The following is an 18,761-nucleotide window of genomic DNA, read 5'->3' on the forward strand; positions in this document are numbered from 1 at the left end:
GTTGTTAAAAAATAAGATAATGAAGAAAAGATATATATTGCCATTTTTGTTGTTGAGCTTGGGCGCTTGTAAACAGGATTTCTTAGATCAACTAGATCCGAATAGGGTGACGGTAGAGCGATTTTTTGAAACGGAAAATGATGTGCTGCTGGCGGTGAACGGGATGTACGAAGTTTTGCGCAAAGGCAACACGCTGGGCGAAGGAAGCGCGCTGTTTAGTGAAGAACGCTCGGACAATACGGGTCGAAACGATAATCAGTCCAATGCAGGCTTACCCTTCCAGTTTAATGATTTTTCGATTGCGCCAAGCAATCCCTACCTAAAGGATCATTGGGCGGATATGTTCCAGGGAATAGCGCGTTGTAATACGATCTTATCAAGAATTGATCAGGTGACTTTCAGTTCGGAGGATATGAAAAAGCGTTACATCGCAGAGACGAGATTTGTTCGGGCATTGCTATACTTTCATTTAGTGCGCAAATTTGGGGATCTTCCAATATCTACGGTAGAGGTGGCCAGTAAGGAGCAAGCAAGTGAACTAGCGTTCAGACAGCCAGAAGCAGTTGTTTACCAACAGATCGTAGCAGACCTCCATGATGCACTAGATAGTGATCTGCCTGATACACAAGTGGAATATGAGGTGGGAAGGGCATCCAAAGCGGCTGTCCATGCTATCCTTGGCCAAGTATATCTTACGATGGGGGCTACGCTGGAGGATAGTGGCGCCGATGAATTTCAGCTGGCCGAGCAACATTTAACAGCGACCTATAACATGCGCACATTCGGCAAACTGAACGAAATACCGTATGCGCAAGTTTTTGACGTGAATAGGAAGATGGACTGTAAGGAATTGATTTTTCAAGTGCAACATTTGCAGGGTGATCAAAATTATAGTTCGTCGATCGCCCGCAACAATCAGGCGCGTGGCGAAACGATCAACTCCAGATACCCATCAACCGGGTCTGGAGGAAACCTGACCAAAGATTTGGTAAAAGACTATGAAGAAAACGATATCCGGAAAGATTTTTCCATCAGGTTTGCCACGGATCCGCAGGTGAACGATTGGTTCATCACGAAATTTCGCGACAATAGTAATGAAGCTGGGGATCAAGGTTGGGGAGGAAATGACTGGATATTGATCCGGTATGCTGATGTGATGTTGTTGCTGGCGGAGGCTAAAATGAACCTGGGAAAAGATGCAGAAGCGATTGCGCTGCTCGACGAGGTTCGTGAGAGAGCTGGACTTCCTTCGTATGCGTTATCGAGAAATAACGCGGACTACAGCAGCAAGTATCCCACGCTGAAAGAGGCTATCTTGCACGAGCGTCGTGTAGAGCTGGCTTTCGAAAACCACCGCTGGTTTGACCTTGTCCGCAATTACGATGCGCAAGAACTTGTGAACTACTTTAAGGCAAAGAGTCAGGCCGACTATGGAAATGCGCTGTTATCGAATATTTCGACCAAAGACAGATACTATCCTATTCCATTTGACGAGTATCAGCTGAACCCGGAAAAAATGTATCAGAATCCTGGTTATTAAAAAATAAACAGAAGAAGGCTGTCTCACAAGGCGACCTTTTCCCCCTCTCCCTATATTTTGCCAAGGGACAGCATGTTGTTTCCATACTCTCTAGAGAGCTGACATAGAGGCGTATTTCCAAAATACGCCTCCTTTTTTTTTAGACAAATATGTTAAAATAGGTGAAAAAGGGGGAGTGTATCAAATAGATATTAACCAATACTGAACCTTTGCAAGGTACCTCGTCTGATGTGCATCATACAGGCTCTTCCCCCTTCTATGCTTTTTGAAAAAAATGTTTTTAGTTGCATAGGTAACTATGTAAATTTGCGAAATTGTATATTTTTTTGGCATAATTTTAGAGGTACTCGAAAAACATTGTTATAGAGAGATAAAGGCGTATAGTAGTTGATAAAAAAAGCCGAAAATAACTTTCTGTAGATATAATTCAGAAAAAAAATAATGCGTTCCTGTGTAAATGTTGTTTATACGACATATATATATTTAAGCACAAAAAAACGCCTTTCACCTATAAAAGGCAGACGAGAAAGCAAGATGAAAAAGAGTAGAAAAGAAACGCAAATAGAGGCTGTGAAGGCTATTCTTTCAGGAGAATTACTTTTGGAAGAAGCCATGAAGAAGTACGACGTAAGAGATAAGCGAACTATTTTGAGCTGGATGAAAACCATTTCACCCTTAATCCAACATAGCGCATTTGGAGCGAATACGATAAAAGAAGTAGCGGAGCCAAACGCTAATGTTCACGAATACGTGATAACGGAAAACTCATTGCTACGAAAGGTAGTTGGATTACAAGAGCAATTGCGAGAACTTGAAAAGGAAAATGCACAGATTGTAGCGCAGCGTAATCTGCTCATAGACAAAGTAACGCGGTTAGAGCACCAGCTACAAACTCAAGACGATTGATTGCGAAACGACGAGCGTCGTTTAATTCCAGATAAAATTTGCCAGGCGGCCCATTACACGAATAGGGCCGCCTGTTTTTAGTTATAGGAAGTCTTTTTACATCAGCGTACACTAAACTGTTATGGCAAATAAAAAACCTTCTATTAATGATATCGCGAAACACTTGAGTGTGACCAAATCCACAGTATCCTTTATCATTAATGGAAAGGCCGAGGCTCACAGAATTAGCAAAAAGCAGGAACAGCGTGTGCTCGAGTACATTAAGGAAATCGGATATACGCCAAATTATATGGCAAAAAGTCTCGCGACAGGAAAGACCAATAGTATTGGCCTGATCGTAGAAAATATCGGCGACTCCTTTTTTGGCCTTGGTGGCACACGCTTTTAGTCAGGGGATAGCAGGCGCTTCGTCGGTATTGATTTATCTGATCGGGTTTATAGCATTCTTTGCATTTTCGCAGGGGGCTGTAATTTGGGTGTTCATTGCAGAAATATTTCCGAATAATGTTCGTTCGCAAGGCAGTTCGCTCGGAAGTTCCACCCACTGGATAATGGCTGCAGCCATTTCATGGGTATTCCCTGTTATTGCGGAAGGAAATCCGAACGGTGGTTTTTATTCTTTCCTCTTTTATAGTATTATGATGGCCGTTTCTTTCTTTTTTATATGGAAATTTATGCCGGAGACAAAAGGAAAGTCATTAGAGGAAATCCAAGAGGCATTGTAGTCGTGATTGGTTGGATTACGAAAAATCTAACCAATCACTTTCACCCTGATAGGCCACAACGAGTTCCGCGTGATTCCGGAGCGATAAACTGGACGCTAACTGTGCGACATCGAGCTGCATATTGTATACACAGTTTTCGACCAAGTCTTTTCGGAACCCTTTTTCCTGCATGTTGATGACGTATTGTGTATTGACAATGCGTGCAACGATTTTCCCCAGATCGACTAATTTGCGTTGGACAAGATTTTCCGGTATCAAAAATTGTAGATATTCCCGGAAGCGGGGTGCTACTTTCTCGGTTGGCGCAAATTTAGATAGCGACTGATAAAGAGAGGTCTCTTTTTGTCTCTTCATCCGTTTCAAGACGATTTCGGCAATCTGGGTATACAGCATCTCGTTCGATCCTTCGAAGATCTGGAACGGTCGGCTGTCCACAATCCCTCTTCCCGCGATGTGGCTAATTTTGTACCCATTAGCACCGGATACCTGTAGGCAGAGCTGTGCGGACTCTTGCATCAAATCGGTCACTAACGCTTTCATGCTGTTGGCTTCAAGGCCTTCGGTGGCTAGGTTATGTTCGATACCGCTGATCGCACTGCTTCGGGCACACATACCCGAACAGATCGTGAAAGCGGTCTGTATTCTCGAAAGTTGAAATTGTACGGAGTCTAAGGCCAAAAGGTTTCCTGTGCCCACCATACGGGTGGTACAGTGTTGGAGCGCTTCGTCCAGCATACGCTTGATAAAGCCCATACCCATGCCTGGGAATTGTAGTCGGCTGCGGTGCAAGATATCCAACATCATCTTAATGCCGGTACTTTCCGGTTGTAGACGCTGATAGTTGGGAACTTCTACATCGATCAGGTTCATGCCATAAGGAATCATGTATAACCCGAGGTTGCTGTATAGCTTTTCTACGGTAATACGTTGTTTTGCTTCGGCATTGTTCGTGACAAAAAAGTCAACATCCCGGGCAAGCTCGCCGTTTCCTAAATCTTTTCGGGCGGCAACCAACCAGTAATCCGCCTGACCGGTCAAACCCTGCCAATGTTTACGGCCAGTGATGGCATAGCCTTCATCCATGGTTTGGTAGGATGTCCGCATGTTTAAGGCATCGCTTCCATAGTCCGGTTCGGTGATCATGAGCCCGCCCATACGCTGACCGCTTAAAAATTCCGGAAAGATTTTTTCTTTTATTTTGGCGTCGCCATATTTGGCCAGAGGCTCCAAAAACAAAGCGATATTGATACCGAACGTCAAGGATAAAGGTAGTGATTCGTATGAAGCGGCAGACAAGATGCTCAAGCACTCTTTGACGATGCTGCCGCGCCCGCCGTATTCCACCGGAATAGCAACAGCAAGCGGATGGGTATCCATGATATCCCGCCATACGTGTGGAGGCAGGCCCCGGTCATGGCTCATTTCGTTGATATCTTGTTGCTCATGAAACACCCGTCTAAGTGCTTGATTAAATCGTGCTATAAATACGGATAATTCTTCCTTCACCAATTCCATGTAACGTTTTTTATAATTTTCTTTAGCAACAAATATATCTGTTTTTTTGGGAAATGAAGGGGTATATAAACAAAATTGGATCTGAACCGTTATTTATATAGAATGGAATGTTGAACTTTTTAAAACGTATATATTATGAATACGCCAGAAAATGAAAATAATCCGAAGACAAAAGAGGAGTTAGAGAAGGAGAAACGAGAAAGCGAGAAAGAGGATACGAATGAAGGCAGTGGTTACATACCACCCCTGCCCGAAGAAACGGAAAATCCTCGCAAACACGACGATCCGATGGTTCACCGAGAACCAGGTACACTCTAACTATAGTCCTTGTCGATAGAAAAAGAGACGCCCGGTAGCGAGGGCACTGAAAAAGTCTCAACTTTTTAATGAGACTTAAAGAAATGACTCAGTATAGGGTTCTCCTTACTCGGTCATTTTTGTTCAAAGGATTTCTGGAAGTTTGTTTTTAAATGACCTTATTGAAGGTCTAATCGACGAGGACTTGCTATTTGAGTTTTGAGCATCCCAATTGGTTTCTTTTTGAGGCAATCAATTTGAGGATTCTTTTCAAGTTTACCGTAAAGATGGCCATAGCACCCTGCATTTCCATGTTTTGGATACCATAGGAATCAGCCCTCCCATATCCATGGACATTCTTGAGCTCGCTGTTCTTTGCCTCTATCTTATACCTTTCCCTGGATTTACTTCGATAATATTCGGTTTCCTGAAAGGCCATCTGATCTTTATTTTGCGCCTTCCTTATAACATCCTTCTCTGAGAGGGCAAACCCTGCATTTCTCCACATCAAAGAAATAGCTATCAACCTGATTTCCTGCAACATTCTTTTTGCCGCCCCGAGCTTTCTTTATGGCCAGATGACCGGCTGGACAGACAAACATCCCCGCGTCCTTGTTGTAGTGAAAGTGATCTCCTTCTTTCCTGCATCCCTGGCTGACTGCCGGACTCAATTTAGCGATGATATCAATGCCCTGCTCTTTTGCCAATTGGAGGTTGTCTTTTCCAGAATATGCGGCATCGCCTATTATCGTATCCACTTCCATTCCATTCTGCTGGCTGATCTCCAGTAGCCGGGGCAGTTCCGGGCCATCGCCCTTCTCACCCGTAGTAACCACCGCTGCTGTGATGATCCGTTCCCCGGTCATCGCCAGGTGTGTTTTATAACCAAAGAAACTGCTATCTATTGATTTACGTCCAAGCCTGGCCTCATCATCTTTAGAGAGCAGATAGTATTCTTTTGTGTCTTCAATGGTTTCCTTCAACAGGTTCAACTTTTCCTTTACAGCCGGTATTTCACTGATAGATTGATCCTGGTCAAGGACCCTCTGTAATTCCCTGCAATAGGTAAGCTCTTGATCCAGGTCGTTGGATTCGTTCTTGTGTGGCAGATTCCCTTTGTATTCCTCATCGATCTGATATATCGCCTTTCTCAATTGCTTGGAGCGTTCCTTGAGGACTTCCAGTGCAGTATAGGGGTTCGATCTGGAATGGGTATGGGTCGCGTCTACTATGATGGACCTTGATTTTATAATACCCTTTTCAAGAGCAATAGTTACGGTCTTATTGATCAACAGGTTCAATAGATCCATATCTTTTAATCGTAGTTTGCGAAACTTGGTCAGGGAACTTGAATTGATCACATCCTCCTCTGGAGCCATTTCAAGAAAGTATTTAAAGGACATGTCATATCTGGAACGCTCAACAACATCTACATCCGAAACCGTGTAGATCGTTTTTAGCAGAAGGTACTTGAACATCTTGATAGGGCTCTCCGCTGTACGGCCATTCGTGTGGCAGTACTTAGCCAAAAGCTCGTCATAGATAAAACTAAAATCGATAAGATCGTTTATTTTTCGAAGAAGATTGTCTTTTGGAACAATGATATCGTACAGTCCTGAATAGGAACTGAACTGTATTTTTTGTTGGGTAGAGAGCATCCTGATGTCCGTTTAAGCCTACTTTAAGATACGAAAAAAGGAGCAGAAAACTGTTGTTTCTACTCCTTTTTTTAGCCCAATCTAAAAAGGGACTTTTTCAGTGCCCTCCCATTAGGGTCTCTTTTTTTAATTCCCTCGTCCTAAATTCGCTTGATGAATCAATGGTTTCCAGATTGGTTCACACCGCTTGGTAGAGACAGAAATGGTAAATGAAGGTCGTTATCAAAGACTCCTCCACCGGAACTATTAAAGGATGTAGCGTCGAATCCGTTGGATGCAGAAATCGAGATCGACCCGTTGGGTAAAATGTTATCGCGGATAAGAATCGATTCTTCGATGCCGGTTACACCTCCCTGCCTCCAATATCCAATCCCCCCGTACATCCCACCTACCAGAGAATCTATATGGATGCTGTTGTTTTTAATCTCGACATACTTTAAATATGGATATGTGCTTGGATTGATATAGATGTATAACAAGATGCCAGAGTCATAAAACGTGTTATCGGTGATACTTAGATGTTGACCATTACGCGCTTTAATAGCACCTCCACTTGCATTTGCTGGCCAACCTTTGATGGTATTGTTATGGATTGTCAAGCCATCAAAACTATGGGCATATATGCCATGATCGGTATTTTCGTCTTCTGCATTCAGCGATAACGTGCGGTCAATGGTGTTGCCCGAGATAAGGCTGTTGCTTTCGGAATTGTCGTTAATAGCCGTGATAAAATGACCAGTAGTGCCACCATTACCAAAGGTGTTATTGATTACTTTTGAGCCCGTAGTCCCTGAGCCGACCCATACCCCACGACCGCTATTTCCCGAACGTCGGGAAAATACACAATTGGAAACCATAGCGTTTTCGGCGTTGATCAGTCTAATGTAGGCGTCGTGTAAGTCTGTTGACTTATTCGTGTCCGCCTTTTTGACGCCGTAGTCGAAAATACACCATTTGAAGTGTACGTTTTTGGCGTTGCGTATATACAGGCTCATGTTCCAGAATGTAATGCCCGAAATGGTACAACTATCTACATCCTCCGGATAATAGTCTTGTTGGTGCAATGCGGTAGTCTTCTGCTCCTTCAGGAATGACGCTATCTTCTATCTGGGAGCAAGAACTGGTGAAAAGTGCTGCTGAAATAAGGAATAATAAATTTTTCATGATTCAAATGTTTATAAAATTAGGGATATTGTTTTTCCATTTCTCGACCGATGACTTCCATGCGGTGTTTTAGTATCTGGTTCTCGTTTCCATATGAACTGTCCCATCTTGGGTTTTGAAGCTGCTGTTCCCACTGATCCAATTTTTGCAGTAACATGTGAGCAATATTGGGATGTGTAGCTGCGATATTTCTTGATTCTCCGGGATCTTCCGACAGATCGAATAATAGCAGCGGATTATCAGCGACTTTAATCAACTTCCAATCCTGATGTCTCACGGCTTTTGCTATACCGCGTCGCCAGAACAGAAAAGAATGTGCGGTTTCCTTGTTGAGGACATCGAATAAATTGATTCCGTCAGTGACCACGTTTGGTGAAAGCAGGTCGCTGGCGGCAGAAACAGCGGTCGGTAAGATATCCAAGCTCGATACGAGTGCGTCGCATACGGTGTCTTGTGGTAGTTTTCGTGGCCATTGCATAAGGAGCGGAACTTTAATTCCACCTTCCCATTTGGAACCTTTTAACCCTCTAAGGAAACCATTGTCGGAGCCGTTGTTGACGGCACCGCCGTTATCGTTCAAAAATATAATTAAGGTGTTTTCGTAAAGATTCTCTTCCTTTAATTTCGCTACAATACGGCCGATGCTGCTATCCATATCGTCGATTAACGCTAAAAACTGGCGTCGCAGCGGATCTCCAACGTGTGCATATTTTTGGAGTGTTTCGGGTTTTACGTCCATTGGCGTATGAACAGCGTTGAAGGCCAGATACATGAAAAAGGGCGATTTACGGTAACGATTGATATAAGTAATAGCCTTGTCTGTTAAGTCGTCGGTCAGATATCGAATACTGTCCTCCGGTATGATATGGTCGTCGTCGTACAAAGTGGAAAGATCGGTTGTCTTTTCTGGAGCAATGGGATAATAACTCCTGGAGCCCCCTAAGAATCCATAAAAATGGTCGAATCCTCGGTTTCGGGGGTGGTATGGTGCTAGATCCCCCAGATGCCACTTACCTATTGCAATGGTGGTATAGCCGTTAGTTTGTAAATAGTTTGCGATCGTCTTTTGGTTGGTATCCAGACCGACATCTTCTTGTGAAAAACCGGCTGTAGGTAACGTGGATGGATTGTGATCAAAACCAAAGCGCTGTTGGTATTGCCCCGTTAGCAATCCAGCTCTGGAGGGTGAACATACCGAAGCGGTGACATAACTATTGGTAAAGCGTACCCCATGTTTAGCCAAGTCATCAATATGTGGTGTATGGACATCTTTGCTGCCATAACATCCAAAATCACCGTAGCCGCCATCGTCACTCAAGATAACGATAATGTTTGGGGGATCGACGCTTGGCGTGGTGTTCGCGGATACCGTATACGTAAAAAGAAGTATGTGCAATGTGCAAATTCCTTTGTAAAGGAACAAGTAGGGATATTTTGTAGGTTGTGACATATAACAAAAATCAACTATCCATTTTATTTTTTAGGGGTAATAATTCGGAAAGGGAGGGGTATTCTTGTCAATCGTTTACAAAAAAATGCCTAGTTTTGGAAAAATTAACCAGACGATAGTAATCCGAAGATGATTAGCATTCGAGATAGCAGATTTTTTAGGTTTTATATATTCCTATGTCTTTTTCCCTTAACGAGTGCCGCACAATTCAACCTTGGGAAGTTGTCCTATGACGACGGTTTATCTCATAGTACAGTGTTAAGTTTGTGTAGATCGAGTGAGGGTTATCTCTGGATAGGGACAAGAGACGGGTTGAACCGCTATGATGGGGTGTCCATACGTCAGTACCGTTCGGATGCAGCCGATAGTACAACATTATCCACCAACAACTATATTTATGCTATTCGCGAAAATCCGATGGATAAAACCTTGTGGGTAGGCACGCAAAATGGACTTAATATATATTCGCCGGCGAGCGATCGTTTTAAACGGATTGTTACGGAGTATCCAGCGAACAGTCGCAGCCAACATTTTGCCATCTTAAGTATTTTATTCGATGGTCCTATGGCTCTCATAGGAACTAATAATGGGATCGTCACGATAAAGCAGTCGTCCGATCCGTCATTGGCTGATACCTATCTGCGTAACCATGAAATACATGCTATCTTCAAAAATGGTAAGGACTATCTTCTGGGGTCGAATAAAGGGCTCTTTGTTTTTCGGTATCCTGCTGAAATCATTCCGATAGAAATCCGAACGGCTAAAAATCCGCAGATTAAAAGTATAAAAAGGGTCGGAAAGGATAAAATTTGGGTTGCCTCGGATAACCAAGGTTTAATAGAGCTGGATAATAATTATGCTGTTCAACGGCATTTCCGTCAACGCGATGGCCTTTCCAGTGATTTCGTCCGGACGATTGAGGCGGATGGTGAAGGTAACGTCTGGGTTGGAACAATGAATGGTATTGATATTCTCTGGAAAGGGCATACTAAATTTCAACAATTACAATTCGGTCCGGCAGCCCCTTTTGGATTAAGTGATAACTCCATCAAAATGATATACCGGGATAATCAGCAGATCATGTGGATTGGTACGAATTTTGGCGGTGTGAACTACTATCATCCTGCGGTATTCAACTTCACTGTTGATGCGGCTGATGGTCTTCCTCACCATTTGAGTGGCAATCTGATCAGTGCCCTCAGTAACGATAGCGATGGAAATATTTGGGTAGGCACCGAACGGGAAGGCTTGAATGTCCGGAAAAAAGGGGATGAAAACTTTGTTAGGATTCCGTTAAGGTCACATACGGTAAAAAGTATTTTTGCAGATAACCAATTCGTGTACGTCGGAACTTTTGACGCTGGTTTGGCGGTCATTAACCGAAAAGATGTTCAGGATATCATCTATTTGGATACGTCCAGCCGAAACGGATGGAGACTCCGGCAGAATTATATCAGTTCGGTAGCAAAAGACGAAGATGGAAATATTTGGATAGGGACCGGAAGCAACGGCGTGGATATCATTCGAAAAGGTTTTTCGTCCATTGCTCATCTTGATGAGAGGACAAAACTGGCGATATCGAATAATTACATCAAATATATCCATGTTGGAAACCATAATCAAATTTGGATCGCAACAGCTCGGGGATTGAACTGCTTACATATGGCCGGTGGAGAAATCAATGCTGTGGACACGCTTTTTAGAGACGATTATATCAATACGGTTTTTGAGGATAGCCAACACCAAGTTTGGGTGGGTACGCAAGAGAAAGGGCTGATTAAATATGATCCCGCGACAGGTAAACGGGAAAAAATAAAGCTGTTCCCAGATTTTCAAGCGTATCATGTACTGGGGATTACCCAAGGAAATACCAACGAGATATTCGTGGTGACGAATAGGGGGTTGGTCATTTATAACGACAAAAACGGACATATCGCGTATAAGAATATGGAGGATGGCATTCCTACGAATCAGTTTCTTCCAAATGCTACGCTTAAACTTGGAGATCACATCTTGATCGGTTCTTACAAGGGACTGATCGATCTTCAGATGGCGAACAGGAATATAGATAGCACGACACCGCAAATCCTGGTGACAAGAATTCAGATAAGCGGGATGACTACCGACGAAGCAAGACATCTCCTAGGAACCGCTAATCCCAATACCATCAGCAAATTGAAATTGGGGTATGACCAAAATGCCTTTACGATTCATTTTGCGTCCAGCAACTTAATAGATCCAAAGAAAAATCGGTTTGCTTATCGGATAGCTGGTCTTGATACAGAATGGCATATCACCGAAACACCATTTGTTAACTATACGAATCTGCCGCCAGGGAATTATAAGCTGGAATTAAAAGCGATAAACAGCAATGGTATCACAAGTGATCCGGCGAAGATATTAAGGATAACGATCCTGCCACCTTTTTACCTTTCCGTATGGGCGTTTATTTTTTACTTCGTCGTAGCATTCGCCGTTGTTTATTTTATTTATCGGTATAATCTGGAAAAGAGACAACTAAAGAACAAACTGTTCTATGAAGAAAAGCTGTATAGAAATCAACAGGCTTTATTGCAGTCTAAGGTCGATTTTTTTACCAAAATCAGCCATGAAATCCGCACACCCCTCACCCTGATTTATGCACCTATCGATAAAATTCTTCGGAATGGTAATTTAGAGAAGCAGATCGAAGGGCAATTGCAGATCGTTCGGAAAAATATCCAACATTTGTTAAATCTGATGAATGAGATTCTGACATTTAGTAAACTGCAGTCTCAAAAATTACGTCTCCAAGTCCATGTTTTGGCATCACAGCCTTATTTTGATGATATATTTGGTCGATTCACGTCGTTAGCGGAGGAGTACGATGTCGATTATATATTGGATAACCGTTTTTATGGAAATTTTTATGCGGATCCGCAACAGCTCGAAAAAGTCATCCTCAATTTATTATCCAACGCCTTCAAGTTTAGAACAAAGCATGTTGCCAGGATAGCGTTGCGCATATGGGCTGAAGAAAATAATTTGATCATCCACGTGATGGATAATGGAAGAGGTATAAAGGAGGAAGACAAGGAGAAGATATTTGATAATTTTTACCAAGGGACCAATGACAATGCTGGAAGTACGGGATATGGAATAGGATTATCCTTAGCGCGGGAAATTGTGGAACTGCATAAGGGAGAGATTATGATAAATGAGCACGTAGCGCTACAAGAAGGTTATAAAACGGTGTTTACGGTTATATTGAATAATGCGGTTGCAGAACAAGAGTTGGCCGATGATGTCCATAGTGAGGTACAACAAGAGAGCATAGCCATGAAAAGAGCTGACCATGAAGGGCTTTTGCAATCGAGAAGAAAGGCGTACCACTTGTTGATTGTGGAAGATAATGAAGAATTACGGGCTTTTTTGGTCAATCACCTAGCCGAATATTACCAGATTACACCCGCCGAAAATGGCGCAGTAGCACTGCAGCTTCTCCAAGAAAGTTCTCCAGATATTATCATTACCGATATAGCCATGCCTGGTATGGATGGTTTTGAAATGGTAAGACAACTGAAACTTGATCAGGAAACCGCCCATATCCCTGTTATTATGTTGACCGCCAAAGGGGAGGAGGCTGATATGATCAAAGGGTACCAACAGGGAACTATGCATTATGTGGTAAAACCCTTTAATCTCCAAATTCTGGAGTTACAAATAGCTAATTTAATTGCCGCAAGTGAACAGATAAAGGAAAGAAACCGGTTATATTTTCTTAGTGGCAAGGTCGAAGCAGGCTGTCAAAGTGCTGACGAGGAATACATGATGGTGTTACGTAGACTGATTGACGAGAAGATGATGGATAGCCAGTTCTCTGTCGGAACACTGGCAGAACATATGAATCAAAGCCAGAGCGCATTGCTGAAAAAAGTAAAACGCCTAACAGGCCTTAATGTCGCTGAATTGATTAAGGAAATTCGCTTGAATAGGGCTGCGGAATTGCTGCGCATAAAAGAAAGTATTGCAGAAGTTGCCTATACGGTTGGTTTTAGCGATAGAAAATATTTCAGCCGGGAATTCAAGAAAAAATTCGGTATAAATCCTTCTGAATTCCGGGAAAAACAATAATTTCCGAATTTTTCACCTTTGTTTTCCGAATATTTACCCCTGGAAACGCCTTCATAGTCTAGATATTTGACACAGGTTATGGTGCAATAACAAACTAGTTTTTTCACCGCTGTATAAACCTTATATATTATGATGATGTTTGATATCCGTTATATTAGAACTTCAGTGTTCCTGTTTTTTACTCTCTTCTCACTGTGCACATACGCGCAAGCCGAATATCCATTTGGCACCATATGGAAACGCGTATTTGACGACGAAGTTAACCGCGCTCCATCAAATGCCAAAAAGGCGAAGGAATTGCTTGGCACGCTTCAGGAGAATGGTAAATGGGCGGATATTGTCTATACGGATCGCACCATGGTCAATTGGAAACCTTTTACCCATCTGGAACGCGTTCAAAGTATGGTTTCGGCGTATGTATATGATAAAAGTGAATATTACGGGAATGCATCGTTGTTGAACGGCATTGTCCGTGCACTGGAACAATGGGCTGTAAACGATTATCAAAGCGATAATTGGTGGCACAACGATATTGCCGTACCGAAATCTATTGGTGTATCCCTGATATTGATGAAATTTGGACCGTCGAAAATTCCGAATGAACTCGAATCTCAACTGGTTTTCCACATGATAAAGGGAGATCCATATACGAAGACGGGCGCAAATAAAAGTGATATCGCTATGCATTATTTTTATCGTGCGCTGATTACACAGGACAAAGCATTATTGTCTTCTTCATTGGAGCAGTTATTTTACCCCGTACAATTGGTGGATGGCAGGGAAGGGCTACAATATGATTTTTCTTATTTACAACATGGTCCACAACTCTATATTGCAGGTTATGGGGAGGAATTTCTAAAGGGAATAGCCAAAATCATGAGTTACGTAAGAGATACGCCCTACCAGATATCTAAAGAAAAGCAGGAGCTTTTTAAGACTTTTTTGGTGAAAACCTATCTTCCAGTTATCCGGGGAGGGTATATTGATTTTAATGTCCACGGACGAGGAATATCGCGGGCCGATATTCTTCGGAAAAAAAAGGAGATCGATGTCTTAAAAAAAATGCAACTCGTCGATTCGGATAACGAAGCATTTTGGACAATGCAAATAGCGCGGCTCGATAGTACGGTGCGTTTAGGTAAAAATACGGAGCCCGTACACAAACATTTTTGGAAAGGTGACTATACGATACATCTTCGAGCGAACTATCATGTTAACGTGCGTATGGCCAGTAAACGTACGAATAAATCGGAGACGGGCAACAAGGAGAACCTCTACGCGAAGCATCTCACAGACGGCGTGACCAATATACAGGTATTCGGACCAGAGTATTATAATATCTTTCCTGTGTGGGAATGGGATAAGATTCCTGGCACGACAACACGAGATAAAATCAAGGATGAAATATTGGAGCAGCAATGGGGCGCACCAGCGAAGAATGGATTTGCTGGAGGTGTTTCCCACGCGCATATAGGCGTGTCAGCCATGAAAGTAGATGATGATAGTGTGCATGCATATAAATCATGGTTTTTCTTTGGCGACCAGATTGTGTGTTTGGGTGCAGGGATAGAATCTGCTGCGGAAGAATCTGTCGTCACGACGTTGAACCAGACCTGGTTGAATGGTCCGGTGCGATTTGACGGAAAGCGAGAAATAGAAAAGGATTCGATCGCAACGACCTTATCAGCAGGGAGCATCATCTCGCATGCAGACGTGCATTACTATTTTCCGTACGATACGCCACTTAAGTTAACAACGAAGACACAACGTGGGGCTTGGTACCACATCAACCGGGCAGGTTCCAAAAAGGAAATAACGGGAAAGGTATTTAAGCTTTGGATAGATCATGGACGTCAACCTCAAAACGGATCGTATGCATACATGGTTGCACCGGGGGCATCGAAAATTCATAAAAAAATGTTTGAACCTATCGAGATCGTCCACAATACTTCGCGCATGCAGGCGATCTATAATAGCGAGGAAGAGGTATTACAGATTGTTTTTTATGAAGCCGGCGAGCTTAAAAGTAAAATAGGGACTATTCGTACGAATGTGCCAATTTTAGTACAGCTAAAAAAACAAACGGATGGCTATGCTTTATCGGTTGCAGACCCTTATCAAAATCAGCAACAAGTGGAACTGGCGATTCAATTCGCAAATCAAGGCTTAAGCCATAAGGTCACGATAGACCTTCCACAAAAGGAAAATAAAGGTGCTACACATACCATTTCATTGACAAACAAATAATTACAAAACACTAGCTTATGATCAGAAAAATAAAAATGATGCTTTTGGTTTTGCTGAGTTGCACACAACTACTATATGTGCAGGCGCAATCCAAAAAAGTAAGCGGGGTGGTGACCTCACAGCAAACAGGTAAACCGTTGCCTGGCGTGAGTATCTCCTTGCAAAATAAGATATTGGGCGTGACCGACGCCTCCGGCCGATTTAATGTAGAGGTGCCAAATGATGCTACGCTCTTGTTTCAGTATATCGGCTATGCAAACAACGAAATTACCGTGGGCGACCGCAATATACTGCAAGTAAAACTGCTTGAAGATAACAAGGCGTTGGAGGAAGTGGTGGTGGTCGGCTATGGGGAGGTGCAACGAAAGGATCTGACAGGGGCAGTAGGTTCGGTCAATATGCAAGATATTAAAAAAGCACCTGTAGGGTCGGCACTCGAAGCACTGGCCGGTCGCGTTGCCGGTGTGCAGGTAACCTCTGAGAGCGGAAAACCTGGGAGTGATCTGAACATCGTTATCCGGGGAGCCAATTCCTTGACACAGGACAATTCGCCTTTGTATGTTATCGATGGTTTCCCGTTGGAAGATGCCAACAACGGTATCTTAAACCCGGACGAGATCGAATCAATCGAGATATTGAAAGATGCATCAGCAACAGCTATATATGGTGCGCGCGGAGCGAACGGTGTTATTCTGATCACAACAAAAAAAGGCGAAGCTGGCCCGCCGCAGATTAATTATACGGGTTATGTAGGGTCACAAAACATCATTAATACCATTGATCTGATGGATGGATATGAGTTTGTGCGGTTACAACAAGAACGCGATCCCGTTGGTTCGCAAGAGAACTATTTCAGAGATGGGCTAACCCTAGAAGATTATAGGACGTTGCCCAGTTACGATTGGCAGGATGTCATTTTTCGAGATGCTACGATGCACAACCATAGTCTTTCGGTAATGGGGGGAAATGCCAATACGAAATACTCGTTCTCTGGAAACATTTTTGACCAACAGGGCATTATCATCAATTCCGGGTTTAGTCGGAAGCAAGGGAAAATAACGTTGGATCAGAATTTTAATAAACTGAAGGTCGGTATAAATGCCACGTATTCGAGTACGCTGACCAACGGAAGTAACCCCGCGACGCCGGAGTCAAACTTCTCTGCGATGAACTACCTCATGTTCAGCATTTGGGGATATAGACCTGTATCTTTTCCCAACGAAGACTTATTGAATGATATGGTCGACGACTTGGCGAACCCGACTAACGATTACCGCTTTAACCCCGTACTCTCCGCTCAAAATGAGTTGCGGGAAAACTACAATAATCGTCTAATTGTGAATGCATACGCCGAATATCCGATACTACCTTATCTCAAGCTGAGAATTACGGGGGGAATCAATAACTCCGACTTACGAAATGATACGTTTAACAACTCAAAGACCAGGTATGGTTTTCCGGGAAGTACAATGAAAGTGAACGGCTCCATTTTATATACGCAAAGCAATACATGGTTAAATGAAAACCTATTGACCTTCAACAAAAAAATAAAAGACCATACTTTAAATGCAGTAGTGGGTTTAACTTTTCAGGAAAACGCTTTCCATCGGTATGGCATGTCGGCCATTCAATTGCCGAACGAAAGCAAGGGGTTGGCAGGGCTAAGCGAAGGTATACCACAGCCGCTTCAATCTATCAAAGCAGAGTGGGCCATGCTATCTTATTTGGCCAGACTAAACTATAATTACAAGGGCAGATATCTGTTGACCACATCCTTCCGTGCAGACGGTTCTTCCAAGTTCTTAGGGGATAACCGTTTCGGCTATTTCCCTTCAGCTGCGTTTGCCTGGAGGCTCATAGACGAATCTTTTATGAAGAAGCAAACGCTCTTCTCAGATGCTAAGGTGCGCGTGGGCTATGGCGTGACAGGAAATAACCGGGTTAGTGAATATGCCGCGTTTTCCCCGATTAGTTTCAATAATTCATCCAATGTACTAAATGGATATTATTCTTGGGGAAACAGTTTAATCCAAGGCCTGTTCCTCCCGAATATCGGATCGCCTAACCTTGTTTGGGAAAGTACGGCACAAAGCAACGTGGGGATAGATGTGGGTATGTTTAAAAATAGATTGCTTTTTACGGTGGACTACTATGACAAACGAACCTACGACTTGTTGTTGAACGCCTCTTTACCACCCAGTATCGGATATTTGAATGCTTTTAAAAATATTGGCGAAACAAAAAATAAGGGTATTGAGATAACGGTGAGTGGCGATATTATTAAAAAACAGGATTTTCAGTGGAATGGATCATTCAATATTTCATTTAATAGAAATCGCATTGTTGCCTTGACCGAGAACCAGGAAAGTTTGACCAGCAATGTGTTCTGGGATCAGGATTATAGAACAACCCCACTTTATATTGCCAAGATAGGGCAGCCCTTAGGGCAGATGTATGGTTATATCTGGGATGGGGTGTATGGGTATGAAGATTTTGATCAGCAGCCTAATGGAAGCTATGTACTTAAACCGAATGTCACGACCAACGGCAATACCAGAAATTCTATCCAACCGGGAGATATTAAATATAGCGATCTGAATGGCGATGGGGTTGTGGATAATCTTGACCGTACCGTAATTGGCCGTGGCTATCCTATCCATCAAGGTGGTTTTGCAAATACGTTTAATTATAAAAACATCGATTTGCATTTATTTTTCCAGTGGTCTTACGGGAATGACGTTTTCAATGCCAATAGACTTCTTTTTGAAACAGGGGACAAAGCGCATCTAAACCAATATGCTACCTATATAGATAGATGGACACCGGAAAATTCTACTTCGAATATGCCTAGGGTAAATGGACAAGGTCCTAAGGTTTATTCGTCTCGTGTGGTGGAGGATGGCTCTTATTTACGCCTGAAAACTGCTTCAGTGGGATATACCTTCGGGGGAGAGACGCTTGCTAGATTAAAGATAAAAAATTTGAGAGTGTATGCTTCCGTGCAGAATATCTTAACCTGGACAAATTATTCCGGATTTGATCCGGAGGTAGCCGTTTATTACTCGGCTCTGACCCCCGGGTTTGATTATTCTTCTTATCCACGTCCGAAAACATTTGTCTTTGGATTGAATGTCAATCTTTAAATA

The 18,761-nt window shown here is 42.9% G+C and carries 11 protein-coding genes and 1 pseudogene; 8 read left to right on the forward strand and 4 right to left on the reverse strand.

Annotated elements, in window-relative coordinates:
* Positions 1–19 precede the first annotated feature (19 nt).
* From FXV77_RS07225 to FXV77_RS07240, 4 genes are all read left to right on the forward strand, one after another.
* Positions 20–1,540, forward strand: coding sequence for a RagB/SusD family nutrient uptake outer membrane protein (locus tag FXV77_RS07225; RefSeq protein WP_148918549.1), 1,521 nt, complete (start codon positions 20–22; stop codon positions 1,538–1,540).
* A gap of 534 nt (positions 1,541–2,074) precedes the next feature.
* Positions 2,075–2,446: a hypothetical protein gene (locus FXV77_RS07230; RefSeq protein ID WP_148918550.1), complete on the forward strand. Its 372-nt coding sequence runs from the start codon at positions 2,075–2,077 to the stop codon at positions 2,444–2,446.
* Positions 2,447–2,567: 121 nt separating this feature from the next.
* Entirely contained in the window at positions 2,568–2,834 is a 267-nt protein-coding gene (locus FXV77_RS07235) for a LacI family DNA-binding transcriptional regulator (RefSeq protein ID WP_148918551.1), read from the forward strand.
* Positions 2,818–3,171 (forward strand): MFS transporter, encoded by a 354-nt coding sequence (locus tag FXV77_RS07240; RefSeq protein ID WP_246162330.1) that lies wholly within the window; start codon positions 2,818–2,820, stop codon positions 3,169–3,171. The genes FXV77_RS07235 and FXV77_RS07240 overlap by 17 nt, the downstream gene beginning before the upstream one ends.
* 15 nt (positions 3,172–3,186) lie before the next feature.
* On the opposite strand, the gene FXV77_RS07245 is transcribed toward FXV77_RS07240, so the two are convergent.
* A complete protein-coding gene (locus FXV77_RS07245) occupies positions 3,187–4,686 on the reverse strand; it encodes an acyl-CoA dehydrogenase family protein (RefSeq protein ID WP_148918552.1) in 1,500 nt (499 codons plus the stop codon).
* Positions 4,687–4,821: 135 nt separating this feature from the next.
* Here FXV77_RS07245 and FXV77_RS07250 point away from each other — a divergent pair, with 135 nt between their 5' ends.
* The gene (locus FXV77_RS07250; RefSeq protein ID WP_148918553.1) at positions 4,822–5,004 is read left to right on the forward strand and encodes a hypothetical protein; all 183 of its coding nucleotides are present in this window, start codon (positions 4,822–4,824) and stop codon (positions 5,002–5,004) included.
* A gap of 187 nt (positions 5,005–5,191) precedes the next feature.
* On the opposite strand, the pseudogene FXV77_RS07255 reads toward FXV77_RS07250, so the two are convergent.
* The 3 genes and pseudogenes from FXV77_RS07255 to FXV77_RS07265 all read right to left on the reverse strand — a co-directional run bounded on the left by FXV77_RS07255 (position 5,192) and on the right by FXV77_RS07265 (position 9,255).
* Positions 5,192–6,641 (reverse strand): annotated as a pseudogene (locus tag FXV77_RS07255) (IS1182 family transposase).
* A 158-nt stretch (positions 6,642–6,799) separates the two neighbouring features.
* The gene (locus FXV77_RS07260; protein ID WP_222867732.1) at positions 6,800–7,705 is read right to left on the reverse strand and encodes a right-handed parallel beta-helix repeat-containing protein; all 906 of its coding nucleotides are present in this window, start codon (positions 7,703–7,705) and stop codon (positions 6,800–6,802) included.
* Between the two features lie 119 nt (positions 7,706–7,824).
* Positions 7,825–9,255: a sulfatase-like hydrolase/transferase gene (locus FXV77_RS07265; RefSeq protein ID WP_246162332.1), complete on the reverse strand. Its 1,431-nt coding sequence runs from the start codon at positions 9,253–9,255 to the stop codon at positions 7,825–7,827.
* A gap of 129 nt (positions 9,256–9,384) precedes the next feature.
* On the opposite strand from FXV77_RS07265, the gene FXV77_RS07270 reads away from it, so the two are divergent.
* The 3 genes from FXV77_RS07270 (at position 9,385) to FXV77_RS07280 (ending at position 18,758) form a co-directional block, all read left to right on the forward strand.
* The gene (locus FXV77_RS07270; RefSeq protein WP_148918555.1) at positions 9,385–13,368 is read left to right on the forward strand and encodes a hybrid sensor histidine kinase/response regulator transcription factor; all 3,984 of its coding nucleotides are present in this window, start codon (positions 9,385–9,387) and stop codon (positions 13,366–13,368) included.
* A gap of 129 nt (positions 13,369–13,497) precedes the next feature.
* The gene (locus tag FXV77_RS07275) at positions 13,498–15,615 is read left to right on the forward strand and encodes a polysaccharide lyase 8 family protein (protein ID WP_148918556.1); all 2,118 of its coding nucleotides are present in this window, start codon (positions 13,498–13,500) and stop codon (positions 15,613–15,615) included.
* A gap of 17 nt (positions 15,616–15,632) precedes the next feature.
* Positions 15,633–18,758: a SusC/RagA family TonB-linked outer membrane protein gene (locus FXV77_RS07280; protein ID WP_246162334.1), complete on the forward strand. Its 3,126-nt coding sequence runs from the start codon at positions 15,633–15,635 to the stop codon at positions 18,756–18,758.
* The last annotated feature ends 3 nt before the right edge of the window (positions 18,759–18,761 follow it).

This window comes from Sphingobacterium phlebotomi (assembly GCF_008180195.1).
GTDB classification, from domain to species: Bacteria; Bacteroidota; Bacteroidia; order Sphingobacteriales; family Sphingobacteriaceae; genus Sphingobacterium; species Sphingobacterium phlebotomi.